Source organism: Streptomyces rectiverticillatus (assembly GCF_013394065.1).
GTDB lineage: Bacteria > Actinomycetota > Actinomycetes > Streptomycetales > Streptomycetaceae > Streptomyces > Streptomyces rectiverticillatus.
In genome coordinates this window covers 292,832-315,894 of record NZ_CP040752.1, presented here as the reverse complement: position 1 = coordinate 315,894, position 23,063 = coordinate 292,832, and the positions used below count along the sequence as shown (strand labels likewise).

The following is a 23,063-nucleotide window of genomic DNA, read 5'->3' as shown; positions in this document are numbered from 1 at the left end:
TTGTGGTCAACGATCTGATACCGGTCCGACGGGCCGGTGCGGCGACGCTGGAACGCATGGCCCGGACCTTGGGTCTGGGCCCCGGCGGAGCCGGCCTCGTGGCGGCCTTCCACACCATGACCCAGTGCTGGGGCACGGTGGCGGCCGACGAGCTCCCCCTGTCCGACGTCTCTCCCGACGGGTCGCCGATCGAGTTCGCCGCCGAACTCGACGGCGCCCACCCCGCGCTCCAGTTCGCCGTCGAGCCCATGACGCCCGGGGTGCCGGCCAAGGATCCGGCGGCGGCACGGAAGGTGATGTCGACGCTCGTCGAGCGGTACGGCGTCGACGCCGAGCGGTGGGCGGCCGTGGCCGAGGTGCTGCTGCCCGACGACGCCGCCTGTACGCACGTCGCGATGTACGGCGCCGAGGCCCGCCGGGACGGCCCGGTCCGGTTCAAGGTCTGGTTCTACCTCGACGTCGAGGGCCCGTTGCGGAACTCCGGCCTGCTCGACGCCGCGCTCGAACGCCTCGGGCTGTCCGCACGGCGGCCGGTGTTCGGGGCCCGCCCGGACGAGACCGGCGCCCGCGGCGTGCCCTTCCTGCTCTCGCTGGACCTCGCCGACGACGCCACCGCCCGGGTGAAGGTCTACGTCCGGCACTTCGCGGGCAGCGCCGACGAGATGGTCGCGGCCCTCGCCGGCTACCCGGGTTTCCGGGCCGACGAGGTCCGGTCGCTGTGCCGGCTGGCCGGTGAGCGGCCGGACTTCAGCACCCAGCCCGCCGTGACCTGCGTGTCCCTGGCCGATGCGGGGGGCGTGGACCGGACGCAGGCCACGCTCTACGTGCCGCTGTGGACCTACGCCCCGGACGACGCCCTCATCCGGGACCGGCTGCGCCGGTTTCTCGCCGCGCAGCCCGGTGCCGCGCAGCGTTACGAACGGCTCCTGGCCGACGTGGCCCACCGTCCGCTCGACGCGGGCACCGGCGTCCACAACTACGTCTCCTGGCGGCCGGGAGGATCCGGCCTACGGCGGAAGATCTACCTCTCGCCGCAGATGCACGAAGTCAACCCGCCCACGTTCGGCGTGGGACGGCGCGACCGTACCGAGGACCCGGCTGCCTGGACGGCAGCGGGAAGCGGGCGGGTGTGAACGACCGGCGGTGACGGCGGCATCGCCGGACCCGCCACCGGCCACGACCGGCCACCGCCGGCCGCCTGCCTCACGGCCGCACGCCGGCCCCGAACCCCGTCCACCGCAGATCGGCCGGCAGGTGCCCCATGTCGTTGTACAGCAGCACCGTCGGCGCCGAACCGTCGCGGTACTCGATCACCGTCAGGGCCGTGTTCCCGCAGTTCAGGCCGAGCCAGCGCACCGGAGGCGCGTCGAGGGCGTCCCGGACCAGCCAGGCCACCTGATAGGCGTGGGTGACCAGGACCTCGTGCGTCTCGGTGTCGGCGGGGCGCGCGAACCTGGCGGTCAGGGCGGAGGAGCGGCGCTCGGCCTCCTCGGCCTCTTCGGTGCCGTATCCGTCGAAGAACGGCGCCCAGGCCGGCGGCGCCTGCTCCGGTACGTGCGGTACGTGGTCGATCAGTTCGGGCGCCTCCCGTACGCCGGCCTTCGGAAGGTGGGTGCCGATGATCCCCGCGGACCGCACCGCCCTGGGCAGGGGCGAGTGCCACACCACGTCGATCGGAAGGCCGGCCAGGCGCCGGCCGACCAGTTCGGACTGCTGCTGCCCGACGTCGGTCAGTTCACCGAACGGGTCCGCCGCTCCGTGCCGTACCAGGTACACATGCCGAGTTGCCATTGCCGATCTCCTTGCAGGTCGGGCTGCTGATCAATGATTCGAGCGGTTGTTGTGAGGGTCGGGACCCTGTGCCGGGTGGTGCGCCGGGCGCGGGCGCCGGGTCAGCGGTGACGGCGCAGTGCGGTGTGGGCCGCGTCGAGGCGCTCGGCCTCGTCGCGCGCGGAGTGGTCGCCCGAGACGTCGTCCGCCCAGGCGAGCAGCCGGTGGAGGTGCTCGTGGGCTGCGTTCGCGACGACGCGGGGGGTGCCGAGGGCGACTTCGCCGCCGGTCCCGTCGATGGTGACGAGGGTGCCGTCGCCGACGGTGCGGCCCCCGACCGTCACGGAGCCGCTGCCGGCGTCGACGGTCAGGCCGCTGACACCCACGACCGCGGGCTTGCCCATGGCGCGCGCGACGACCGCGGCGTGGCTGGCCGGCCCGCCCCGCGCGGTGACGATCCCGGTGGCGACGGCGAGACCGTGCATGTCGTTCGGGGAGGTCTCCGGCCGCACCAGGACGACCGGGGCGTCCCGGGCCATGCGCACGGCCCCTTCCGCCGTGGTCGCCACCCGGCCGACGGCGACGCCGGGACAGGCGCCGAGCCCCCGGGCGAGGATGTCGGTCTCCTCGGACGGCGCGATGCGCGGCGTGCGGACGTGCCGGAGGTGCTGCGGCGAGACCCTGAGCAGCGCTTCGTGACGTTCGATGACCTGCTCGTCGACGAGTTCGGTGGCCACGCGGACGGCGGCTCCGCCGACGAACCGGCCCGGCCGGACCTGCAGGATCCACAGCTCGCCGGCCTCGAAGGTGAACTCCACGTAGCAGGCGTCGCGGTAGTGTCCCTCGATCCGGCGCAGCGCGTCGCGCAGCTCCGCCCACACGCCCGGCTCCCGCTCGGCGAGCTCGCCCAGCGGCCGGGTCGTCGACCTGCCGGAGACGACGTCCTCGCCCTGGTGGCCGAACAGGACCTCGCCGTACGGGATGTTCCCGCCGGTGTTGGGGTCGCGGCTGAAGGCGACTCCGGTGCCGCTGCGGGCGTCGCGGTTGCCGAACACCATCTGCTGGACGACGACCGCCGTGCCGAGGTCGTGGGGGATGGCGTTCAGTGTGCGGTACGTGCGTGCGCGGGGCGTGTCCCACGACGAGAACACGGCCTCTACCGCCCACGCCAGCTGGCGGGTCACATCGTCCGGAACCGGCCGGTCGCAGCGTTCTCGTACGAGGTCCTCGATCGCTTTCATCGCGGCGGCGGTGTCTCCTGCGTGAGCGGCCGCTGCGCCGTCCACGTCCGCGTTCGTGACCGCGGACGCGAAGCTCGACAGGAAGCGCAGCCGCGAGTCCAGGGCGAACGGCCGGTCGCCCGTCTCGGCGGCCAGGCCCTCGGTGGCCCCGGTCGTGAGGCCGAGGTTGAGGATCGTGCTCATCATGCCGGGCATCGAGACGCCCGCCCCGGAGCGGACCGACACCGCCAGCGGCCTGTGCGGTCCGCCGAAGACGCGCCCGGTGGAGCGTTCCAGGTCGGCGACGGCCGCCGCGAGCTCGCCGTCGAGCCCGTCGGGACGGCGCCCCTCGCGGAGGAAGGCGCGGCACGCCTCGGTGGTGACGACGAACCCGGCCGGCACCCGCAGCCCGAGGCGGTGCAGGAGGACGAGGCCGTGCGCCTTGCCGCCCAGTGTCTCCGCCGTCTCCTCGACCTGGGCGGAGATCGTGCGGATCCATTTCATCGGTGCACCCCGAGGGTGGCGAGCAGGTCTTCGTGCAGCTCCGCCCACACGGTGTGGTACGACGCGGTGCTGTCGGCCACGTACTCCAGCCGACCGGAGGCGGCGCGGCCGAGGGCTTCGGCGAGGCGGACGCGGTACCGGCCGAACCGGGGGAGTGCGGCGGCCAGTTCGGCACACACGGGGGTGACGCGCCGGTCGAGATCGGTGAACTGCTCGAGGACCTGGGCGTCGTAGACGGGGTCGCTGTGGTCGTTGGCGCTCAGGACGTCGTCGACGTTGCGGAGCTGCCATGCGGTGCAGAGGTCGAGCAGCTCCGGGTTGAGCACGAGGAACCGGTCGTACGCCGCCGTCACGGCCTTGCGGGCACCGGCGGACTCCAGCTCGCCGGTGATCCGCTCGGCGTCGGCGGCGCGGCCGGCGTCCGTCAGGCTCCAGCCGGGCAGGTCACCGGACATGCGCGTGACGAGCCGGGCGGCGCCGAGGTCGATGAGCTCGGACTCGACGTCGGACTCGTCGAGGCCTGTGACCAGGTGGAGGCGGGTGAGGCTCGCGGCGCCGGCACAGCGCAGGGCGTGCAGCACCAACAGGTTCGTGTCCGTGGCATGGGTTTGGGGCCGGTTCACGTCTTGTCCTTCTGGTATGCGGTATGCGGTGCGGTGCGGTGTGCGGGAAGGCCGCGGGACGGCATCCGTCACTCCTGGCGGCCGTAGGCGCGGACCGCGAGCGGGCAGAAGACGACGAACAAGATGGCCGACCACAGCAGGGTGAGGCCGACGCTGTTCGTCTCCGGCGTCCCGTTCAGCAGGGCGCGGCAGGCGTCCATGACGTGCGTGACGGGGTTGACGTCGGCCCACGCCCGGAGCCACCCGGGCAGGGTGTCGGTCGGGGCGGCCAGGCTGCTGCCCAGCTGGAGCGGCAGGAAGGCGATGAAGCTGAACGACAGCACGGCCTCGGCGCTCTTGACGAGGACCCCGATGAACACCGTGACCCAGCTGAGGCAGAACCCGAACAGGATCGCGAGCCCGGCCGCTCCCAGTGCGTCGAGGAAGCCTCCCCGGACGCGGAACCCGAGCAGCGTGCCGATGCCGAACAGCACCGCCACGGCGATCAGATAGCGGAGGATGTCGGCCATCACGGAGCCGAGCAGCGGCGCCGTACGGCTGATCGGCAGGCTGCGGAACCGGTCGGTGACGCCGTTCTTCAGATCGAGGTTGATGGCCGACCCGGTGGAGATCATGCCGGCGAGACCGGCGCCCATGACGAGGATGCCGGGGAAGAGGTACTGCAGGTAGTCGGCGGTGGTCCCGGCGACCGGCCGGCCGAACAGGTAGAGGAACAGGACCATGAACAGCGCCGGGGTGACGATGCCGTTCATGATCGGGCCCGGGTTGCGGGTGGTCTTCACGAGGCTGCGCCGGGCGAGCACCGCGCTGTGCCGGAGGGTGGCGAACGGGCGGGGCCCGGTGCTCCCGGGGGCCTGTGGCAGGGTCGTGGTCGTGGTCATGCTGCGGCGTCCTCGGTGTCGGCGGTGGGCGCTCCGGTCAGGGACAGGAAGACCTCGTCGAGGCTGGGCAGGCGGAACGCGAGTTCGCTGACGTCGATGCCCTGCATCCGGAGCTGGGCGGTGATTTCGAAGAACTCCGCGTCACCGGCGACGGGCACGATCAGTTCGCGGCGGCGTGAGCGGTCGGGTTCCCGCCCGGCGACCCGGGCGACGATCGCCGCGGCGGGGCCGAGGTCGGCGGCGTCGGCCGGCCGGAGCACGATCGTGTGCCCGCCGACCTCGCGCTTGAGGTCGGCGGGGGTGCCGGACGCGAGCACCCGTCCGTGGTCGATGACGGTGATCTCGTCGGCGAGGGCGTCGGCCTCCTCGAGGTACTGCGTCGTGAGCAGGACCGTGACGCCGTCCCGGGTGAGCCCGCGGATCATCTGCCACAGTTCGTCGCGCTTGCCGGGGTCCAGCCCGACCGAGGGCTCGTCGAGGAACACGACTTCGGGCCGCCCCACCAGGGCGGCGGCCAGGTCGAGCCGGCGCCGCATCCCGCCCGAGTAGGTGGCGACGGGCCGGTCGGCCGCGTCGTCGAGGCCGAAGCGGGACAGCAGCTCGCCCGCCCGCCGGCGGGCGTCCTGCCGCCGGAGGTCGAGCAGCCGGCCGATCATGACCAGGTTGGACCGCCCGGACAGCTCGTCGTCGACGCTCGTGTGCTGCCCCGACAGGGCGATGCGCCTGCGGACCCCGCCCGGATCCCGCCGTACGTCGATCCCGGCGACGCGCGCCTCGCCCGCGTCGGGGCGCAGCAGGGTCGCCAGCACCCGGATGACGGTGGTCTTCCCGGCGCCGTTGGGCCCCAGCAGCCCCAGCACCTGCCCCCGGGGAGCCGAGAGGCTCACTCCGTCGACCGCGGTCGTCCGGCCGAACTTCTTGACCAGCCCGTCGACCGCGAACCCTTTGTCATCCATGTCCGCCATGCCCGCACCCCACTCCAGATGTTCACAGCATTCCGATGACGTCATCATCTGGATGCTATCTGTATCATGGCACGGCGTAAGCGGAAGGGGCCATGGAATGGCGAGGTTGACCCGGGCGCAGCAGCAGGAGCGGACCCGTGCGGCCGTGCTGGTCGCGGCCCGACAGGAGTTCGCCGAATACGGATACGCCGAGGCGAAGGTCGACCGGATCGCCGAGCGCGCCGAACTGACGCGGGGCGCGGTGTACTCCAACTTCACCGGCAAACGCGCGCTCTACCTCGCGGTGCTCGCCGACGCCGCCGAACAGGCCCGGGCCGCCGCCGAACCGCCCCTCGCATCACCCGGCAGCGCCGCGCAGGCACTGGGCGTCTTCGCCCGCATCTGGCTCGAACGACTGCCCTTCGCCGCCGACACACCGGGCAGCGGCCATCTCCGGCTGCGCTCGGTGACCGGAGTCCTCGACACCGAACCGGCCCGGGCGGCCCTGGCCGAACTCCTCCGGTTCGAAGCCCTGCTGCTCGCCCGGGCCCTCGAACCGCACACCGCACTGCGCACCGGCACGGTACGACGGGCCGAGCTGACCCTGACCCTGCTCCACGGTGCGGCGAGCCTCGCCGAGAACGCCCCCGGAGCCGGCGACCCCTTCGACCTGACCCGCGCCGCCGAGCACCTGGCCGGCATCCCCCTCCTCGACGACGCGGACCCGCCCCACCTGCCCTACGTCCCCCCGGCCGTGCTCACGCGAGACACCTGGACGGCCCCCCGCGACCTCCGCGACGAGATCACCGGCCGCGGGTTCGGTCTTGACGACGACGGCGTGGTGGTCGTACTGGGCGTCAGGCGCCTGTCCGCGGCCGAGGACGCGATGCGCTCGGTACGACCGGGCGACCAGCTGACGTTCGTCGTCGTGACCGACGACCCCGCCGAGACCGGCCGCCTGGCCCGGCTGAGGGTCGTCGACCTCATCGCCTGCCTACGACGGGTCTTCGCCCCCGGGGACCTGCCGCGACCACGCATCGTCTTCGACGACACCGGCACGGTCCCCGCAGCCATCGGCTGCGACCCGGCCGACGACTCCACCGAGCTGGCGATCCGGACCCACGACGGCCTGATCGTGGCCCGCGCGGAGGGGCGCGGGGCGGGCCATGCGGTGGCGGGCCGCAGTGCCGCTGAGGGGCCACGCCGTCCGCTGTAGGGCCTGGGAGACGGGGTTCAGCGGCACAGGGCCGTGTCCACGACATCCTCCACGCGCTGCATGGTTGCCTTGTCGGCCGGCTGCATGCTCACCGCGACGTCGGCGGCTCGGCCGTTGTCGGTGGCGCCGCCCCGGGTCTCGTATCCCGTGGTGCTACCGCCGTGGCCCCAGTACACGCCGCGGCACGACAGCGGCGTGCTGACGAGCCCCAGTCCGTAGCGGGCGCCGGAGGCGAACGGGGGTCCGGCGGGGACGGTGGTGCGCATCTGGGCGAGCTGGGCCGCCGGGAGGAGACGACCGGCCAGGAGCGCGCTGAAGAACCGGTTGAGGTCGGAGTTGGTGGAGATCATCTGACCTGCCGCCCAGCCCCAGGAGGGGTCCAATTCCGTGCCGTCGCGCAGAGGTGCGCCTGCTGATTCCTGGTAGTAGCCCTTGGGATGAGGTTCGCGGATGGTCACGTCACCGGGGGCGGGGAAGTAGGTGTGGCGCAGCCCGATGTGCTTGATGATGCGCCGGTCGACCTCCTCGGCGAGGGGGCGGCCGGTGACCTTCTGGATGATCAGGCCGGCCAGTACGTAGTTCGTGTTGCTGTACTCCCATTTCGCCCCAGGGGCGAAGTCGGCCTTGTGCTGGAGAGCGATGTCGAGGAGCTCGCGGGGCTCGTAGTACCGGACGTCGTCGCCGAGGTACTTGACGTAGTTGGGGAGTCCGCTGGTGTGCTGCAGGAGTTGACGGACGGTGATGCGGCGTCCGTCGATACCCTCCCCGCGGACGAGGCCCTGCAGGTACGTCTCGACCGGTGCCTCGAGGCTGACCTTCCCTTCGCCGACCAGTTGCAGCATCACCACCGCGGTGAACGTCTTGGTGTTGCTGCCGATCCGCACCTGCCCGTCCCGGGGCACCTTCGCGCCGGTGGCCAGGTCGCCGACCCCTGCGGTGTAGGTACGGGTGCGGCCTTCAAGGCCCTTGACGCTCGCCAGCGCGGCAGGCAGGCCATCGGAGTGCACCAGCGCGTTCAGGCCCTGTTGAACGGTGTCCGGGCCGGCGGCAGTGGACGCCGCGGGCGGCGCCAGGACACCCATCGCCATGGTGCCGACGGCCACCGCGACCGCCGCCGACACGGCTCTACGCCGACCACCCCACCGCCGCCCGGAGGAACGAAACCTCTGCCACGCCTGCTCACGCACGAGCCAACTCCTATGGAAGCATTGGGAAACCGGCGATATGTGCCGGGCCCAACATTTCCGGATGCGACCACCCGGGACGATCCTGCTAACCGCCCAGCTCCAGGTAGGGCTACCCCGACGACAACGCCGGGGTGGACGACGCACGCGTGGCATCGGACAACGCAGCAAAGCCCCTCTCCTGACGACAGGAGAGGGGCGCGAGATCACTTCTTCCGGCGCTTGCGGGGCGCGGGCACGATCGGTGCCTCGGTTTCGCGGGCGGCGGCGTAGAAGGGTGCCATTACCTCCTCGTACCGCTTCAGGGATTCGGTCCCCAGATCAACCTCGAGCCACTTGGGAACCTGGATTTCCTTGATTTCCGTCACCGGGGAACCATCCTCGTCCACCTCCCCCGTCAGGTCCTCCATTTCCTCGGTCACCGTTACGGCGAACTTGACCGTGGTCAGATTGTCGGTCACCTCGGGGGCGAGATCGTCAAAGTCGATCCGCTGGACGAAAATCGGCGTCGTGATCGTCTGACCACCGACCTCGATCGTCTTTACCCCTTCTTCCACGCCGGGCTGACCCTTGTGGGATTCGTCTACCTCAATGAATTTGGTGCCCATGGATGGCGCCACTCCTTTTTGCTGGTGTGTGCGTAAAGTCTAGTGGAGCAGGGGCTGTTGACGCCAATTCAGAGGAGAGTCGATCCGTCCTCGGCCGGGTGTGACCTACCGCTGTCCGGCAAGGGCATGAAACCGCCAGTAATGCGCCCCCTGAGCTCTTTTCGTATTGGAAGGGCAGAGCTCGATGAACAGACAGGGCGGTGTCGCGCACTTTAAACGGGAGGCCTCGATCGGGGTCGGACGGCCGTCCAGGGCAGTCTGCGATGCCGGCCCGATCGGGCACAGCCATGGCCGTGTGTGCGGGGCCCGCTTTGACGCGGGCCTGCTTTAGGGCGTGTCCGGTGAGCCGAATGACAGGACCGGACCCACCGGACAGACCCCGTCATGGCTCCCGCGCTACGGCCGAATGACTCAGCCCGAGTGCGGCCGGTGATCGCGGACCCACGTCACCACAGTCATGATCGCGGCGAAGTACGCCGTACCGGCCACAAAGTTCACGTCCTGGACGTACTGCTCGTAGCCGTCTGCGCGCAACTCAAACGCGAAGGATACGAGTGCAGTCCCGAGCACTGCGAGCCCGGCGGACAGGGTGCCGAATGGGACCTGCTTCATTCCATGTCCTCCCAACGGTGAAACGACCTGGTCACCGCCTACTCTACGTGTGCGCTGTCAACGCACCCTCAGCTGCTTGGCATGGGCCTCACCCTGGCGCTGAGGCGCCCCCGTTGTATCCAAAACACCGGACCGAACGCTTCACGTCCGCATCACCAACGGGTGGCATGTCGGTGTTCGGCCAGGCGTCCACCGTGGATGGCGGCCCTGGTGCGGCCCCGGCCGGGACCACGCCAGGGCGTAGGGGTCAGCGGTCGCTGTTGAAATACCAGGAGACGAACTTCTGGCCCGGCAGCTCAACTTGCTTGCCCACGATGTACTTGTTACCGCTGCAGTGCTTTTCGGTGGCCCGTCTGCGCGTCATCGCCACTGCTGCCGTCTCCGCCCCGGCACTGGTGGGGCGGTCGTCCTGCCGGGTCGGCTGTACAAGTCGCCGTTGGCGGTGGCGTTGGAGACAGCGGACCGGAGGCCCGAGACTGCGTTCTCGGCCGTCGCGACGATCGAGCCCACGGCGGCGGCGTCGGCCGCGGAGGCGGGTGTGGCGAGGGCGCCGAGGAGCGCGACGGTTCCCAGGAGTACATGCACCCGCCTTCACCGACGTCATGGCACGTCCACGTGTTCCCCGCCGCGGTGGGCGGCCCCGCACTCGGCCGGACGTGGTCCTGGCCGACAAGGCGTACGCCTCACGCGTGATCCGTGAGCACCTGCGCAGCCGCGTGGCATTCGGGCGGTGACCCCCGTCCAGGCGGATCATCGCGGCCACCGCCTGCGGCGGCCTGTGGTCCGCCCGCTGACCCGAACGAACCGGCCTAGCCGTCGTCAGAGCGGGTCCGCCTGCGTCGCCGCCGCGTACACGCGCCCGGATACACGCGCCCGGATACACGGGCGACGCGGGGGCCAGCCTCAGCGCAACGCAGCGACCATGAGCCCGGAGGCAGGCCGAGGCTCGGCCAGCCGGTCGCGCGGCGCGATACCGTACGTCGGCGCCACGACGTCCGCGAAACGCGGACCCGCGTGCAGGTGCTCGGCACTGTGCCGGCTGCCGGCATCTAGCCTGAGACAAGCTCGGCCAGGTGGCGCAGTGAGTTGGTGAGATGCTCAGGGCCGAAGGGCGGGAACTCGATGTAATCCCGGATGGACTGCGGCACCGCCGACCAGTCGTACGTGAGCGTGACCTCAGTCTCGGACGGACCGAGCGGCGCAAGGTCGTAACGCCAGGTCCAGCCGCCGAACTCCAGGTGACCGCCGTCCTTTTCCTGCCCTGTCAGCCAGCCGATGGCGCGCGGCGGATCGAGCACCTGGACCTTGTTGGCCACCTGGTAGTCACCGTCCGGGTGGTTGGCGTGGTACATGTCCATCCGGAAAATCTGCCCGATCTCGGTCAGCGGTGCCCGGTCGACGGCTTCCTGAACCCAGCCGGTGCCATCGATCGCAGCATGGGTCGTCGGGTCCGCCAGCACCGCGAACACCCTTGCCGCGGGCGCGGCGACAGTCAGGGTGGCGCTCACGTTCTCCTGGTCCACGGTGTGCACGCTCCTTGTCATCTCATCTCATCTCGGCCCTCCCGCAGGCGCGGAGGGGGGCGTTACTCATCGGCCGTGTGGGCGGAACCCGCACCCGTGCCACCAATGGCGGGCTTGTACGGGTCAAGTTTCGAGGGCCGGGGAGGCGGCCTCACTCATACGCATCCTGCGACACGCCACCGCGACCAGATCGGGCCATAAGAAACAAGCCAAGATCCCGGGGGTTTACCCCATGGCCGCACTCCGACCGGCCGCATAGGCTCCCTCGGTATCCCCATGAGGGGATCACCTGATGACCTTCTCAAGAATGGTGATAGTCCATGCGTGCGCGCCTTCGTCTGCTCGCTGCCGTCGTGACGGCCGGAATTGCCGTCAGCGGGATCAGCGCGTGCGGACTGGCCAGGAAGAACTTCGAGGATGACGCCACGCTGTCGCAAAAGATCACCTCCGTGCGGCTGGAGAGCGGCTCCGGCGGGGTTACCTTGCGCGGTAAAGAGGGCGCTGCGGCAGTGCGCCTGCACCGTTACGTGGAATACGGAGGAGACCGCCCGGACGGGGTGACGCACCGCGTTGAGAACGGAGTCCTGGTGCTCGGCGGCTGCAGTGACGACTGCTCGGTTGCCTACACGGTCGACCTGCCGGCAGGCGTTCCGGTGACTGGTGAGACCTCCAGCGGTGCGATCGATTTGTCCGGGACCGGCGCGGTGAAGGTGAAGACCGGTTCCGGTGCCATCGATCTTGAAGACGTCGACGGGGCGGTCGAGGTACAAGCCTCCAGTGGCGCGATCACCGGACGGGGGCTCAGGCGCGGGCCCGTCGCCGCCACGAGCTCCAGCGGAGCCATCGACTTGACCGTGTCTTCGCCTCAGGACGTCCGGGCGGAAGCCGGCAGCGGCGCCATCACCCTCACCATGCCTGACGGTAGGTACCGGGTGACCGCCAAGAGCGACAGCGGAGGCAAGGACATCGCCGTCACCGACGACCCGTCCGGCACGCACCGAATCGACCTGACCACCGGCAGCGGCGCCATCACCGTCAAACGCTCCTGACGAGCAGAGCCTGACGCCCCCCTGAAGCCGGGCGCCCTCGGGTGCCGCTCGACCAGCAGCGCCCGGACCTCGGCGACGATGCTGCCCTCGCTCTTCGCGGAGTCGCGCCGCCGCCAGGTCTCGTCGCGCAGCTCGCGCAGGTAGCCGCGGACGTCGGCGAGGGGCCGGCGGTGCGTGCCGTCCGGACCCGAGAGTGGGAAGCCCGCAGCTACGACCACCGGCGGACCCTGCGTAATCGGTAGAACGACCGATGTGCTGGAAAGATCTTGGAACCTACGTTGGCCGCATGCAGTCACTGAACACACCCGAGCCGATCGAGAGCGGCGACGCTCCTGAGATCACACGCATCCTGGCCCGCGCTTTCGGGGACGACCCGATGATGCTGTGGCTCTTCCCTGACGGAGAAGGGCGTGAGGGCCGTCTCGCCCAGTGGTTCGACGTCATGCTCACGCACAAGTACGGCCCACTCGGTCACTGTGAACGCACCGACGCGGCAGCGGCCTTCTGGACACCGCCCGGCACGGTCGAGCAGCACCCGGACGAGGGGACGCTGGCCCGCATCAACGGGCTGCTGGGCGAGCACGTGGCCCGGCTGGGGGAAATGCTGGAACTGGTCGGCGAGGCAGCCCCACGGGAACCGCACTGGTACCTTGCGGTGCTCGGCGCCGACCCGGCGGCCCAGGGCGGTGGCCACGGTGCTGCCCTGCTGCTTTCGGGCCTGGCGAAGGCGGACGCGGCCGGACTGCCTGTCCACCTCGAATCGTCGAAGCAGGCCAATATCGGCTTCTACGAGCGATTCGGGTTCACCGTGCGGGACGAGATCCACGTACCCGGAGGCGGCCCGACACTCTGGTCGATGTGGCGGGAGGCCCGCGGAGACGTGCGCCGGTAGGCCCGAACCAGGCCGACGACCGGCTCGGACTCGGCCGGGCACGTCAGTTCCGTGTCGTGCCGTCGGCCTTACGGCGGGAGAGCAGGCGCCGTCGCACCAGCACCAGGGGAACGGCGCCGGCGAGGGCCACCGCGGTGGGGGTGGCGGCGGCCGCCTTGTCGAGGCCCTTCTGGTCGAAGGTGGCGGGGACGGGGAGGGTGTCCCAGCGGTCGACGGGCCAGGCGATGACGATGGCGCGGCCCACCACGTCGTCCACGGGGACGAAGCCCTTGTCGTCCTCGTCCTGGTGGTAGCGGGAGTCCTCCGAGTCCTGTCGGTGGTCGCCCATCACCCACAGCCGGTCCTCGGGCACCGTGACCTTGAACTGGCTCCCCGGGTTCATGCTGCACGGGGTGTTGCCGGGGAAGACGTAGGGCTCCTCCAACGGCTTGCCGTTGACCTTCAGCGGGCCGGTGCCCTTGCACTCGACGGTGTCACCGGCGACGCCCACGACCCGCTTGATGAGGTCCTTCTCGCCGGCGGACGGGAGCAGCCCGATGAAGCTCAACGCCTTCTGCACCAGGTTGGGCTCGGGCGTCGGATGGTCCTTCATCCAGTTTCCCGGGTCGCGGAAGACGACGACCTCGCCGCGCTCGGGCTTCGAGCCGAACCACGGGGTCAGCTTGTCCACCAGGACCCGGTCACCCGGTTGCAGGGTGTTCTGCATCGAGTCCGAGGGGATCGAGAACGCCTGCACCAGGAACGTCTTGATCAGCAGCGCCAGCACCAGCGTGACCACGATGAGCAGGGGCAGTTCCTTCCAGAACGACCGCTGGGCCTTCGCGGACCTGCCGGATCTGCCGGCCCTTCTCCACTTCCTCGTCCGCCCCACCGGCTCCTGCTGATCGGGCCCCTCACCCGGGCCGTCCTGTTCCGATCGCGTGCCGACCGCCACGTCCCCCACGTTCCCCACGTCCCCTCCTCGCTCCGGCCACCGCCCGCTCCGTCCGCGGTGCGGGTCCCGGAACCCCCGGTCGAGCGGGATGTTCCGGCGATGTCACCTTATGCGAGGAGGGGCGACGGCCCGCCGCGCGCCCGCCGGAGCCCTACCGGGCCAGTTCATTGTCGGCCGCCACCTCGCAGGTGGCGGCCGTGGACCGGCGCGCCGATAGGCCGAGCAGGCCGAGGACGGCGAGGGCGGCCAGCGAGGTGCCGGTCACCATCCACATCGCGGTCTGCATACCCTGGGAGAAGACCTGGCCGTAGACTTCGCCGACCTCCGGTCCGCTGAGGGAGGTGTGCTGCCGGAGCAGCGCCGTGGCGTGCTCCGGTTCGCCGACCACGGACTGCGTCCAGGGGCCGGTGGGCGCGTGGCGTTCGGCGAGTTCGGCGTTCAAGGTGCGTTCGCCCTGCAGGCGATAGAGGTTGATGGCGGCCGCGAGTCCGATGGCTCCGCCGAGGTTGTGGAAGGTCCAGGAGGCTCCGACGGCGAGTCCCGCCTGCTGCTCGGGCACGGCGGACAGCGCGGAGACCGTGGCGGGGCCGAGAATGAACGCCCAGCCGAGGCCCATGGCCACCAGCGCGAGGGCGAGGTATCCGATGGAGCTGTCGGGGGCGATCCGCGCGAGCATCAGGGCCGAGACCGTGAACGCGGCGAAGCCGACGGCCAAGAGCTTCCTGGGGCCGTAGCGGTCGGTCAGCCGGCCGACGCCGGGGGAGAGCGCCGCCATGACGGCGGTGCACGACAGCAGCAGCGCACCGGTGGCGTAACCGTCGTAGCTCCGTACGCCGCTGAGGTAGAGGGGCAGCAGGAACAGCACGGTGGCGTAGAAGCAGGCCAGGGCGAAGTCGGAGACGATGGCGCCGAGGAAGGCGCGGTGGCGGAAGAGCCGGAAGTCGATGATGGGGTCGGCCGCGCGGCGTTCGACGGCGTGGAAGGCGACGAGGGAGGCCGCCGCGAAGGCCAGCAGGCCCAGGGTGCGGGCGCTGGACCAGCCCCAGTGGTCGCCGAGGGTGAAGGCGAGGACCACGGCGGGGATGCCCAGGCTGATGAGCACGAGGCCGGGCAGGTCCAGGCCGGGGGCGCCCTGGTCGCGGGACTCCTTGACGCTGAAGGAGCACAGGGTCAGGGCGACGGCGATGAGGGGGACGTTCAGCCAGAACACCCAGTGCCAGCCGACGGCGGAGACGATGACTCCGCCGAGCAGCGGGCCGACGGCCAGTCCCAAGCCGTTGACGCCGTAGAGGGCGCCGATGGCACGGCCGCGCTGCGACGGAGGGAAGGCGTTCTGGACGATGGCGCCCGTGGAGGTGTAGAGAACGGCTCCCGCGGCGCCTTGGAGGAACCGGAAGGCGATGAGCCAGCCGGTGCCCGGGGCGAGTCCGGCGCCGAGGGAGGCCAGGGCGAAGACGACGGTTCCGGTGTAGAGGAGGCGACGCCGGCCGTAGGTGTCCGCCAGCCGCCCCATCGTCACCATGAACATCGACAGGGCGACGATGAACATGTTGACGATGAGCTGGAGGTCCGTCACGGAGGCGCCGAGATCGGCCTGGATCTGTGGGGCGGCGGTATTGACGATGGTGAGGTCGATGCAGCCGAGGAAGCTGATGAGGCCGACTCCGGTAAATGCCCACCACTTGCGGTCGGTCGATGCTGTCACGGTGATGTTCCCCTACACCGGGTCGGGTCAAAGGGCGGTCAGATGGTGTCCGGGACGGTGGCGGCCCGTTTCTTGAACTTCAGGGGGAGCCAATCCGCCTTGCCGGGGTATGCGTCTTCGACGAACAGCCGGCGAGTCTCCGCCATAGCCATCGTCATGGGCTGCGGATAAATCACATAGTCGTATCCGCGGTGTGCCCAGGTCGGCATGATGACGGGGCATTCCTCGATGAGGTAGCTCAGGCAATTCCGGGACGCCGCGGCGATATCCGCCGCCGGGTCGCGCGCCGTGAGACGGTCGAGGAACTTTCCGACGGTGCGGAGCAGGGCCTGCCGGTAGCGCGGGTCGTGCTCGTAGGCGTCCTCGACGTGCTTGCGGAACTGCGGGTAGACCGGGTCGCGCAGGGCATCGTCCCAGCGGAGGACATCGCTGATCGCGGAGAGCCGTGCGAGTGTTTTCTCGTTGCGCTGCAGCCACTCGTCCCCCGCCCTGAGTGCGCGGTCGTAAGCGTCCTGCCGGGAAAGCCCGAGATAGTTGGTGCGCTGCAGAGTATCAGCGACGGCTATGGTCACTTGCTGAAACCCGCCGCGTCGGATGAGTTCCACTGTGGCGCGGAGTTTGTCGCCCTCGTGGTAGCGCTGGCCGACGCTCACCAGCAGGACGGCCCGTTTCCCGGCGAGAGAGAGTGACTTGGCCCTCTCGCCGAAACTCGCCTTGCTGCGACCGTCGAGGACATAGGAGTGCTGGACGAGACCGTCGTCGTTCACCGTCAGCTCCACAGTTCGAGCGGGAGGTCGGTGCCGTAGTAGCCGAGGAAGTGCCCCAGGGTGATGCGCGGCTCGTCCCCTGACGGGCGCACGGCGTGGATCTGGCGCGGGTTGAGCAGGAGCAGATCGCCCGGGGCCGGCTTGACGACCTCCACGGGCGGGCCGATCTTCTCGCGGTCGATCCCCCAGGTCCGCCCGCCCATGAGGTGGCGGTAGGCGTCCTCCCCGGGCTCGGTCCCCCACAGCTCCAGCTCTCCGCCGGTGCGCGGGATGTTGATGTAGATGTTGACCGAGAGCTGCGCCGCGAGGCGGCGCGCGTGCTCGGCGGGCAGGTTCCGCTCGAGGGCGTCGGTGTGCGGATTGAGGTCGACGTTCTTGTCCTGGAAGCGGCAGATGCCGATGAACGCCTTGCGGCCTTCGACGTGCATCAAGCCGGCCCCGGCGGCCCAGGTCTCCTCCAGCAGCAGCCGCAGGACGTCGCTGGGCGAGGCGTAGGGCGCGAACAGGTCACGCATCCGCTGGATGTTGGTGCGCGCCTCGGCGTGATAGCGGTCGCGCGAAGCGGTGTCGCTGATCTCGGAGTAGGCGAATCCGATGCGCTTGAACTCCGCGGCCTGACTCAGGCTGCCCCGGTCGGGGTGGTCGAAGAGCTGACGCCGCGCCGAGGCGAGCGCATCCGGGTGCACGAACCCCGGGATGTGGACGGCCAGCGTGGTGCCTTCGACGACGGAGAGGATGTCTTCTTGGGACAGCCGGCATGAGGTGGTGCGCTTGACGTTGATGATGGTCCCCCGTGTGTGCGGCCCGCGTGCCCGGCAGTGAGGCGCGGGGGCGTTTTGCAGGTAATGCCATCATCTCGACCGTTAACTACGGGATCCTCATGCTGTGTATCGATTCGTAGGTGCACCCTTGGATGAGGCAGGCGCATCGGCCGTTCCTCCCGACGGCGGAGACGACCGCGTGGCGCCTCCACCGCGGGGCAGGGGGCGCACCCCGGATACCCGCCATGGGCGCGTGCCTGTGCGTTCACACCCTCGACGGTGCGTCCCACATCCCCGACGGCGCGTCCCACATCCCACATGCTTGGGCACGGCTGCTGCGGCTGCTGCGGCTGCTGCGGCTGCTACGGCGGCCGGGCTCACCGCCCGCCTGACCTCCCCAGCCACCGGCGGCTCACGCCCGGCCCCAACGGACCTCCTGGACAGGGCACATGCGCCGGAGTCAGTGCGTCACAACCAGCTGACACGGGCGTCCGCGATGTCCTCCTCGGCCAGGCCGGCGGGCGGACGGGCCAGCTCCCCCTTGGCCACGCCGTCGAGCAGCCTCCGCACCGCCGCCATGATGTCGGGGACGGCGTTGCGGAGGTCGGCGGCGTCGCCCGGACCCGCCTCGGAGGACGGGACGCCGGCCTCCGCCAGGAGGGTGTCGAGGTCCGCCAGCCTGCCGGCCACCCAGTCCAGCGGTGCGGCGGAGAGTTCTTCGGCGAAGACGCGTCCGCCGGGCTCCCAGCCGTCGAACTTCGGGTGGTGATGCGCCCGGTCCAGGCTGCCGGACGGGCCCGCCGCGGACTCCAGGAGATCGGCCCGCCACACCGGGCGGTCGACCACGATGGGCCGCGACGCGTAGATGCCTCCCGGCAGGTCTCCGGGCCGCAGGACGCGGACCTCCAGGCGCACCCCCCGCTCGGCGCCCCCCTGCCCCGGGATCGGGTCGGGATCCACGAAGTACATGTCGCTCGCCGCCACGCCGATCCGCTCGAAACCGAAGACGTACAGCATGTGCCCTCCCGGATGCCCCGACCGACAGAACCGCTGTCCTCAGAGTGGGGCGATACCCGCAGGCGCGCCAGAGGGCCTGATCGCGCCACGGGGCAGTCTCCTGGTCAACTCCTACTTGTGGTCGTGCTGCCGGCGCACCATCTCGGTGATCCAGACGGGCGCGAACGGAGACGTGCAGCCCGGGGACGTCGGATAGTCCTTGAGCACCCCCAGGCGCTCACCGATGTCGATCGCACGGGTGCGGTGCTCGGCGTGCTCGATCCCGATCTGAGCCAGGCAGTGGTTCATCGCCCACTGCAGGCGATCCGGGGCGTCTTTCATCTCGGCCTCGATGACGTCGAGCAGTCCTGCGAGGTCGAGGCCCTCGGGATTCTTCGTCACGCGTTCGGTGGTCAGCGCCCAGCCGGCACTCGCGACCACGGGGTCCGGATCGGCGGACCAGGCCAGGCGCAGCGCTTCCGCGTGCGGGTTCTTCTTCACCACGTAGTTCACGAGCCAGTCGTGCACCTTGGGCGTGCGTGCCTCGCGCAACATGACGTCCAACTCGTCACGTTCGAACGCCTTCGGGCGGCAGATCAGGATCGCCAGCAGTCTTGCCGCGGAGTCACCGGTCTTCCAGAGCCGGCCCGCGAGTTCCTGCTGCGTCTTCAGCCGTTTCGCGAGCGCGCGCAGCTTGCTGAGGTTCACACCGTGATCGTCGCCGTGCTTCTTGTTCACCTCGCGTGTCTTCGGGTCCTCGAGCTCGGCCAGCTCGGCCATCACCTCGGCCAACGCGGTCTCGGCCACCTCAGCCTCCTGTCCCTGCACATGCGAGATTCAGCCTACGACGGGAGGCGGCCTCCTGCCGTACATCGGTCCATACCGGTATAGATGTACCCCGCGTGTCATCCGGCTGCCCGTCACCTCGTGCGCTGCCGGGGCCTTGATGTGAGCGTGGCAGTACAGCTGGAGCCCGAGTGGAGCCCGAGTGCTGGAGGAGGCGATCGTCGTGGCCGGAACCGAACCGGTCGGGGGCCTTCACGTTCGGCCTAGTCAGCGTGCCCGTGAGTCTGTGCTGCGCCGCCGACCCCTGAACTACGCACCCCGGGGCTTCGAGCGCAGGCCGTGTCTCCGCCTGCAGCTGGATAGATGGAATGGTCATACCAATGCGGTGACCGTTGAATTCCCCGCACCCTCCCCCCACCATGGCCTCGGAGGCACCTCATGCCCGAGCACCACTCCGGCCCGGGCCGCCCGCATCCCCCCACAGCGGCGGCCGCCCTCCTCTCCCTGCTGACCGTACTCACCTTGCTCGTCACTCTCCCCGGAACCGCCGCCGCGGTGGCCGGAAACGACAGCCGGCCGACCCACCCCGAGCAGGACTGGATGGGCTCGACCATCCGCGCCCACGAGGGCGAACGCGGCCCGGCCGCCAAGGGCTCCTCGCTGCCCGACACCTCGCTGTCCGGCCTCCCCCTGGCGGGCCCCTCGGCGGCGCCCCCGGCGAGCGCCGCGGTGAGCGCCGTGGTCAAGGGCGTGGACGTCAGCAGCCACAATGGCAACGTCTCCTGGTCCAAGCTCTGGAACAGCGGCATCAGGTTCGCCTACGCCAAGGCGACCGAGGGCACCAGCTACACCAATCCCTACTTCGCCCAGCAGTACAACGGCCCGTACGACGCGGGCATGATCCGGGGCGCTTACCACTTCGCGCTGCCGGGCAATTCCGGCGGCGCCGCACAGGCCGACCACTTCGTCGAGCACGGCGGCGGCTGGACGGACGACGGCTGGACGCTGCCGGGCGTGCTCGACATGGAGTACAACCCCTACGGCAGCACCTGCTACGGCCTGAGCACGGGCCGGATGATCGACTGGATCGAGGACTTCCTCGACGCCTACCGGGACCACACCGGGCGCGACGCGGTGATCTACACCTCGACCGCGTGGTGGAAGAAGTGCACCGGCAACTACGGCGGATTCGGCAAGTACAACCCGCTGTGGGTACCGCGCTACGGCTCCTCCTCCGGTGAGCTCCCGAACGGCTGGGGCTTCTACACCTTCTGGCAGCACACGAACACCGGCCCCACCGTCGGCGACCACGACCGCTTCAACGGCTCGTACAACAGGCTCGAGGCGCTCGCCTACGGCTGACCAAGTGTTCGCTCATGTCACGGCCGGGCGTCGGGCGGTGTGATCTCCACCAGGCGCGGAGCGGAGAAGCACCAGCGCAGCCACAGCACGGATTCGATGTCCCAGAAGGGCGCGGCGGCCAGGCCGTCCGCCACCGGGATGCGGAATCCCTGGGCTGCGACGATCGCGCGCAGGGTCATGTGCACCCCGGCGAAGTCCCGGGCGGCCTTCGCCCAGTCAGGGTAGACGTCGTCGCCGCGGACCAGCGGGTAGAGCCCGACGAAAGCCGCCCAGTCGCTCGCGCCGCCGATGTCGAGGACGTCGGCGGTGGGGTCGGTGACCGGCAGCTCCCAGGTCTGCCAGGGCCGGGGGTGGAGACTCGATCCCAGATCGAGATACATCCGCCACATGCCCGGCCCGTCACGCCGCGCCGTGGACGTGTAGAGCCCCAGGTGGAACGGCTTCGTGCCGGGCGGGCCGGAACCCCTGCCGGGTGCGGTGAACCGCTCCCGGTCCGGGGCGGGCCGCCGGTGCGGCATCAGCTCGTGCGGGCTGGTGCCGATCCAGTGCTGTCGCGTCCGGTCGAGCGGCCCCCGGACGAGACACTCCTGGTCCCGGGCCAGCCGGGCCAGCAGCAGGCAGCTGTCGGCCATCTCGTCCGCCGCTTCCACCTCGGACGGGGCAAGGACGGCCGGACCGCCCGCCAGGGCCGTCATCTCGGGCTCGGTCCACCCCGTCATGACGGAGGTGAAGTGGCGCAGCCCGGCGTCCGTGCCGGCGGTCAGGTCCGCATCTGCGTCGAGCTGTGTCACTCGCCGGCGCAGGATCCGGGCAGGGATGGGGCGCACACCGTGACCCTTCCCCGGTGGCGCCCCCCTGCAACACGGTGCCGTCCTTCCGGCGGCAGCGGGTCAGCAGGTGAGAGCGACCTCCTGGCCGAGGCCGTTGGCGGAGGCGGTCGGCGGCCGGTAGCCGGGCGGGAAGACGACCTTGAAGTACATCCAGCCCCGGTAGTTGCCGGGGCTGCACCTCACGGCGGCGTTGTTCTGGGCGCTGCGGGTGTTCCTCTGGGTCCTCAGCGTCGACTGTTTGACGAGGTGCCCGTTCTTGTACAGGGCCGCGCGCGTGGTGATCTCCGGCACCGGTGCCGAGCACGAGACCGTCACGACGACGTTGACGGTGCCGGGCACGTGGGTGGAGTTGTGCGGGCGCTGTACCTGGCCTTCACATCGGATCACCGCGGACGCGTCGGCGTCCGAACCGGCCTTGCCGGCTTCCACGCTGCCGCTGTGGTCGTCGGCGCCGCGTCCCTCCGGCACGGTGACCGGAGGGGACGGGTCGCCCGCCGCCCCTCTCGCCGCGGCGGGTGAGGTGCCGCCGACGAACGCCAGGGCCGCCATCGACGCGGCGGCGACTGCCGTCCTCCATGTGCGCATATCTGCTCCTCCGTGTGCGGCTGCTCCGGTTTGGGTGTGAGCACACCAGGAAGAGACTGTACAAAGGGTAATCGTTTCATCGCGAACAGTGACATATGTTCGAATGCGGCCTACCTATCGGCCTTGCTCAGCCGGTGTGAGCGGGGTGCGCGTCAGGGCCGGTGCTGGACGGCCAGAGAGTGTCGGGGAAGACGGCCTCGTCGGAGTCGGTGTCGGGCATGAGAGTGGTGAGCATCTGCTGGGCGGTCTCGGCGTTGTCGGTGGCGCGGGGCAGCATGACGCTCTCGTAGGCGTCGAGGGCCGCGTCGATGGTGGAGTGGTCGGTGACGGCTCGGGCGAGTTCGGCGCCGTCGAGCAGGGCGAGGTTGGCGCCGACGCCGGCGGGCGGCATCAGGTGGGCGGCGTCGCCGAGCAGGGTGATGCCGGGCACGCGCCGCCAGGAGTGGGGGACGGGGAGGACGAACATGGGCCGGTTGATGAAACCGCCCTCGTTCTCGCGCAGGATGTCCAGCAAACTCCCGTGCCAGCCCTGGTACTGGGCGAGGAGGCGCGCGCGTACGGCTTCGGTGTCCGCGAGGTCGAGGCCGGCGTGCCAGTCCTGGGGGCCGCGGAAGGTGATGTAGGCGCGGACGTGCCCGTTGCTGCTGCGCTGCAGCACCAGGCTGCGGCGGCCTGCCTTGGCCGTCATGGTGCCGCGACCGACCAGGCGGGCGATGCCCGGGTGACGGTGGTCGACATCGTCGAAGTGGGCTTCCACCATCGTGACACCGGCGTAGGAGGGTTGGGCGTCGGAGAGCGCGGAGCGTACCCGGGACCAGGCGCCATCGGCGCCGATGACCAGGTCGAAGTCCTCGATGGTGCGGTCGAGGTGGTGCAGGCGAGCGGCATGGGGGAGTGGGGTGACGGTCCTTACGGAGTGGCCCCAGCGGACCGTGCCGGGGGCGAGGGATTCCAGCAGGAGGGCGCGCAGCTGACCGCGGTCGATCTCGGGCCTGCTCAGATCGCCCTCACCGGCCTGGTCGTGGCGTATCAGGGACGCGTGGCGGTCGTACAGGCGCCACTCCTGGCCTTCGGGCCGGGACAGGGCGAGGAATTGGTCGAACAGACCGGCTGCGCGCAGGGCTGCCTGGCCGGTGTCTTCGTCGATGTCCAGAGTGCCGCCCTGTGAGCGGGAGTGGGGGTGGGTCTCGCGCTCGAAGACCGTGACCGGCACGCCGTGCTGCTGCAGGACCCGTGCGCAGATGAGGCCGCCGAGGCCGGCGCCGACGATCGCGATGCGAGGAGTGGTGGACATGGGGGTCATGCTCCGTT

General features: G+C 70.4%; 24 protein-coding genes and 1 pseudogene. 6 read left to right on the top strand and 19 right to left on the bottom strand.

Annotation, left to right across the window (positions count from 1 at the left end):
- Positions 1-56 precede the first annotated feature (56 nt).
- Positions 57-1,133 carry a tryptophan dimethylallyltransferase family protein gene (locus FGW37_RS01300; RefSeq protein ID WP_179079335.1) on the top strand — a complete coding sequence of 359 codons (1,077 nt, stop codon included), beginning with the start codon at positions 57-59 and terminating at the stop codon, positions 1,131-1,133.
- Positions 1,134-1,203: 70 nt separating this feature from the next.
- Here the strand turns inward: FGW37_RS01300 and FGW37_RS01295 are convergent, their stop codons facing one another.
- From FGW37_RS01295 to FGW37_RS01275, 5 genes are all read right to left on the bottom strand, one after another.
- Positions 1,204-1,791 (bottom strand): histidine phosphatase family protein, encoded by a 588-nt coding sequence (locus FGW37_RS01295; protein ID WP_179079334.1) that lies wholly within the window; start codon positions 1,789-1,791, stop codon positions 1,204-1,206.
- Between the two features lie 101 nt (positions 1,792-1,892).
- Entirely contained in the window at positions 1,893-3,494 is a 1,602-nt protein-coding gene (locus FGW37_RS01290; protein ID WP_179079333.1) for a pyruvate, phosphate dikinase, read from the bottom strand.
- Positions 3,491-4,117, bottom strand: a complete 627-nt coding sequence (locus FGW37_RS01285) for a transcriptional regulator (RefSeq protein WP_179079332.1) — start codon at positions 4,115-4,117, stop codon at positions 3,491-3,493. The genes FGW37_RS01290 and FGW37_RS01285 overlap by 4 nt, the downstream gene beginning before the upstream one ends.
- Before the next feature lie 68 nt (positions 4,118-4,185).
- A complete protein-coding gene (locus FGW37_RS01280; protein ID WP_179079331.1) occupies positions 4,186-4,998 on the bottom strand; it encodes an ABC transporter permease in 813 nt (270 codons plus the stop codon).
- Positions 4,995-5,963, bottom strand: coding sequence for an ATP-binding cassette domain-containing protein (locus tag FGW37_RS01275; protein ID WP_246430203.1), 969 nt, complete (start codon positions 5,961-5,963; stop codon positions 4,995-4,997). The genes FGW37_RS01280 and FGW37_RS01275 overlap by 4 nt, the downstream gene beginning before the upstream one ends.
- A 97-nt stretch (positions 5,964-6,060) precedes the next feature.
- Between FGW37_RS01275 and FGW37_RS01270 the strand changes: the two genes are divergently transcribed.
- On the top strand, positions 6,061-7,158 hold the full coding sequence (locus tag FGW37_RS01270; protein ID WP_179079330.1) for a TetR/AcrR family transcriptional regulator: 1,098 nt from the start codon (positions 6,061-6,063) through the stop codon (positions 7,156-7,158).
- Between the two features lie 17 nt (positions 7,159-7,175).
- On the opposite strand, the gene FGW37_RS01265 is transcribed toward FGW37_RS01270, so the two are convergent.
- The 4 genes from FGW37_RS01265 to FGW37_RS01250 form a co-directional block, all read right to left on the bottom strand.
- The gene (locus FGW37_RS01265; RefSeq protein ID WP_179079329.1) at positions 7,176-8,279 is read right to left on the bottom strand and encodes a serine hydrolase domain-containing protein; all 1,104 of its coding nucleotides are present in this window, start codon (positions 8,277-8,279) and stop codon (positions 7,176-7,178) included.
- A gap of 269 nt (positions 8,280-8,548) precedes the next feature.
- On the bottom strand, positions 8,549-8,950 hold the full coding sequence (locus FGW37_RS01260; RefSeq protein WP_179079328.1) for a hypothetical protein: 402 nt from the start codon (positions 8,948-8,950) through the stop codon (positions 8,549-8,551).
- A 411-nt stretch (positions 8,951-9,361) separates the two neighbouring features.
- A complete protein-coding gene (locus FGW37_RS01255; RefSeq protein ID WP_179079327.1) occupies positions 9,362-9,562 on the bottom strand; it encodes an SCO3870 family protein in 201 nt (66 codons plus the stop codon).
- Between the two features lie 360 nt (positions 9,563-9,922).
- A complete protein-coding gene (locus tag FGW37_RS01250) occupies positions 9,923-10,147 on the bottom strand; it encodes a hypothetical protein (protein ID WP_179079109.1) in 225 nt (74 codons plus the stop codon).
- On the opposite strand from FGW37_RS01250, the pseudogene FGW37_RS01245 reads away from it, so the two are divergent.
- Positions 10,144-10,337: pseudogene (locus tag FGW37_RS01245) on the top strand (IS5/IS1182 family transposase); the annotation flags it as partial. The gene FGW37_RS01250 and the pseudogene FGW37_RS01245 sit on opposite strands and share 4 nt — an antisense overlap.
- A gap of 274 nt (positions 10,338-10,611) precedes the next feature.
- Here the strand turns inward: FGW37_RS01245 and FGW37_RS01240 are convergent.
- Positions 10,612-11,085, bottom strand: a complete 474-nt coding sequence (locus tag FGW37_RS01240) for an SRPBCC family protein (protein WP_218650560.1) — start codon at positions 11,083-11,085, stop codon at positions 10,612-10,614.
- A 320-nt stretch (positions 11,086-11,405) separates the two neighbouring features.
- On the opposite strand from FGW37_RS01240, the gene FGW37_RS01235 reads away from it, so the two are divergent.
- Positions 11,406-12,134, top strand: a complete 729-nt coding sequence (locus tag FGW37_RS01235) for a DUF4097 family beta strand repeat-containing protein (RefSeq protein ID WP_179079325.1) — start codon at positions 11,406-11,408, stop codon at positions 12,132-12,134.
- Positions 12,135-12,420: 286 nt separating this feature from the next.
- Positions 12,421-13,026 (top strand): GNAT family N-acetyltransferase, encoded by a 606-nt coding sequence (locus FGW37_RS01230; RefSeq protein ID WP_179079324.1) that lies wholly within the window; start codon positions 12,421-12,423, stop codon positions 13,024-13,026.
- 43 nt (positions 13,027-13,069) lie between these two features.
- Here FGW37_RS01230 and lepB read toward each other — a convergent pair whose 3' ends face one another.
- From lepB to FGW37_RS01200, 6 genes are all read right to left on the bottom strand, one after another.
- Positions 13,070-13,969, bottom strand: coding sequence for a signal peptidase I (lepB, locus tag FGW37_RS01225; RefSeq protein WP_179084436.1), 900 nt, complete (start codon positions 13,967-13,969; stop codon positions 13,070-13,072).
- A gap of 142 nt (positions 13,970-14,111) precedes the next feature.
- Positions 14,112-15,665, bottom strand: coding sequence for an MFS transporter (locus FGW37_RS01220; RefSeq protein ID WP_179079323.1), 1,554 nt, complete (start codon positions 15,663-15,665; stop codon positions 14,112-14,114).
- A gap of 38 nt (positions 15,666-15,703) precedes the next feature.
- Positions 15,704-16,432, bottom strand: a complete 729-nt coding sequence (locus FGW37_RS01215; protein WP_179079322.1) for a tRNA-dependent cyclodipeptide synthase — start codon at positions 16,430-16,432, stop codon at positions 15,704-15,706.
- A gap of 2 nt (positions 16,433-16,434) precedes the next feature.
- The gene (locus tag FGW37_RS01210) at positions 16,435-17,169 is read right to left on the bottom strand and encodes a 2OG-Fe(II)-dependent halogenase WelO5 family protein (protein ID WP_425506627.1); all 735 of its coding nucleotides are present in this window, start codon (positions 17,167-17,169) and stop codon (positions 16,435-16,437) included.
- Between the two features lie 492 nt (positions 17,170-17,661).
- Positions 17,662-18,210, bottom strand: coding sequence for a hypothetical protein (locus FGW37_RS01205; RefSeq protein WP_179079321.1), 549 nt, complete (start codon positions 18,208-18,210; stop codon positions 17,662-17,664).
- Between the two features lie 111 nt (positions 18,211-18,321).
- The gene (locus FGW37_RS01200) at positions 18,322-18,969 is read right to left on the bottom strand and encodes a DNA alkylation repair protein (RefSeq protein WP_179084434.1); all 648 of its coding nucleotides are present in this window, start codon (positions 18,967-18,969) and stop codon (positions 18,322-18,324) included.
- A gap of 444 nt (positions 18,970-19,413) precedes the next feature.
- On the opposite strand from FGW37_RS01200, the gene FGW37_RS01195 reads away from it, so the two are divergent.
- Positions 19,414-20,337 carry a lysozyme gene (locus tag FGW37_RS01195; RefSeq protein WP_179079320.1) on the top strand — a complete coding sequence of 308 codons (924 nt, stop codon included), beginning with the start codon at positions 19,414-19,416 and terminating at the stop codon, positions 20,335-20,337.
- A 17-nt stretch (positions 20,338-20,354) separates the two neighbouring features.
- Here the strand turns inward: FGW37_RS01195 and FGW37_RS01190 are convergent, their stop codons facing one another.
- From FGW37_RS01190 to FGW37_RS01180, 3 genes are all read right to left on the bottom strand, one after another.
- Positions 20,355-21,164 carry a hypothetical protein gene (locus FGW37_RS01190; protein WP_179079319.1) on the bottom strand — a complete coding sequence of 270 codons (810 nt, stop codon included), beginning with the start codon at positions 21,162-21,164 and terminating at the stop codon, positions 20,355-20,357.
- Between the two features lie 63 nt (positions 21,165-21,227).
- Positions 21,228-21,752, bottom strand: coding sequence for a hypothetical protein (locus tag FGW37_RS01185; protein WP_179079318.1), 525 nt, complete (start codon positions 21,750-21,752; stop codon positions 21,228-21,230).
- 127 nt (positions 21,753-21,879) lie between these two features.
- Complete coding sequence (locus FGW37_RS01180; protein ID WP_179079317.1) at positions 21,880-23,046, bottom strand: FAD-dependent oxidoreductase; 1,167 nt, start codon at positions 23,044-23,046, stop codon at positions 21,880-21,882.
- Positions 23,047-23,063: the final 17 nt, after the last annotated feature.

Bases quoted from the DNA above. Each gene is read 5' to 3' on its own strand.
- FGW37_RS01205 (WP_179079321.1), bottom strand. From the start codon at position 18,210: ATGCTGTACGTCTTCGGTTTCGAGCGGATCGGCGTGGCGGCGAGCGAC.
- FGW37_RS01185 (WP_179079318.1), bottom strand. From the start codon at position 21,752: ATGCGCACATGGAGGACGGCAGTCGCCGCCGCGTCGATGGCGGCCCTG.
- FGW37_RS01235 (WP_179079325.1), top strand. From the start codon at position 11,406: ATGCGTGCGCGCCTTCGTCTGCTCGCTGCCGTCGTGACGGCCGGAATT.
- FGW37_RS01195 (WP_179079320.1), top strand. From the start codon at position 19,414: ATGCCCGAGCACCACTCCGGCCCGGGCCGCCCGCATCCCCCCACAGCG.
- FGW37_RS01200 (WP_179084434.1), bottom strand. From the start codon at position 18,969: ATGGCCGAGCTGGCCGAGCTCGAGGACCCGAAGACACGCGAGGTGAAC.
- FGW37_RS01295 (WP_179079334.1), bottom strand. From the start codon at position 1,791: ATGGCAACTCGGCATGTGTACCTGGTACGGCACGGAGCGGCGGACCCG.
- FGW37_RS01270 (WP_179079330.1), top strand. From the start codon at position 6,061: ATGGCGAGGTTGACCCGGGCGCAGCAGCAGGAGCGGACCCGTGCGGCC.
- FGW37_RS01280 (WP_179079331.1), bottom strand. From the start codon at position 4,998: ATGACCACGACCACGACCCTGCCACAGGCCCCCGGGAGCACCGGGCCC.
- FGW37_RS01180 (WP_179079317.1), bottom strand. From the start codon at position 23,046: ATGTCCACCACTCCTCGCATCGCGATCGTCGGCGCCGGCCTCGGCGGC.
- FGW37_RS01230 (WP_179079324.1), top strand. From the start codon at position 12,421: ATGCAGTCACTGAACACACCCGAGCCGATCGAGAGCGGCGACGCTCCT.
- FGW37_RS01290 (WP_179079333.1), bottom strand. From the start codon at position 3,494: ATGAAATGGATCCGCACGATCTCCGCCCAGGTCGAGGAGACGGCGGAG.
- FGW37_RS01255 (WP_179079327.1), bottom strand. From the start codon at position 9,562: ATGAAGCAGGTCCCATTCGGCACCCTGTCCGCCGGGCTCGCAGTGCTC.
- FGW37_RS01300 (WP_179079335.1), top strand. From the start codon at position 57: ATGGCCCGGACCTTGGGTCTGGGCCCCGGCGGAGCCGGCCTCGTGGCG.
- FGW37_RS01275 (WP_246430203.1), bottom strand. From the start codon at position 5,963: ATGGCGGACATGGATGACAAAGGGTTCGCGGTCGACGGGCTGGTCAAG.
- FGW37_RS01260 (WP_179079328.1), bottom strand. From the start codon at position 8,950: ATGGGCACCAAATTCATTGAGGTAGACGAATCCCACAAGGGTCAGCCC.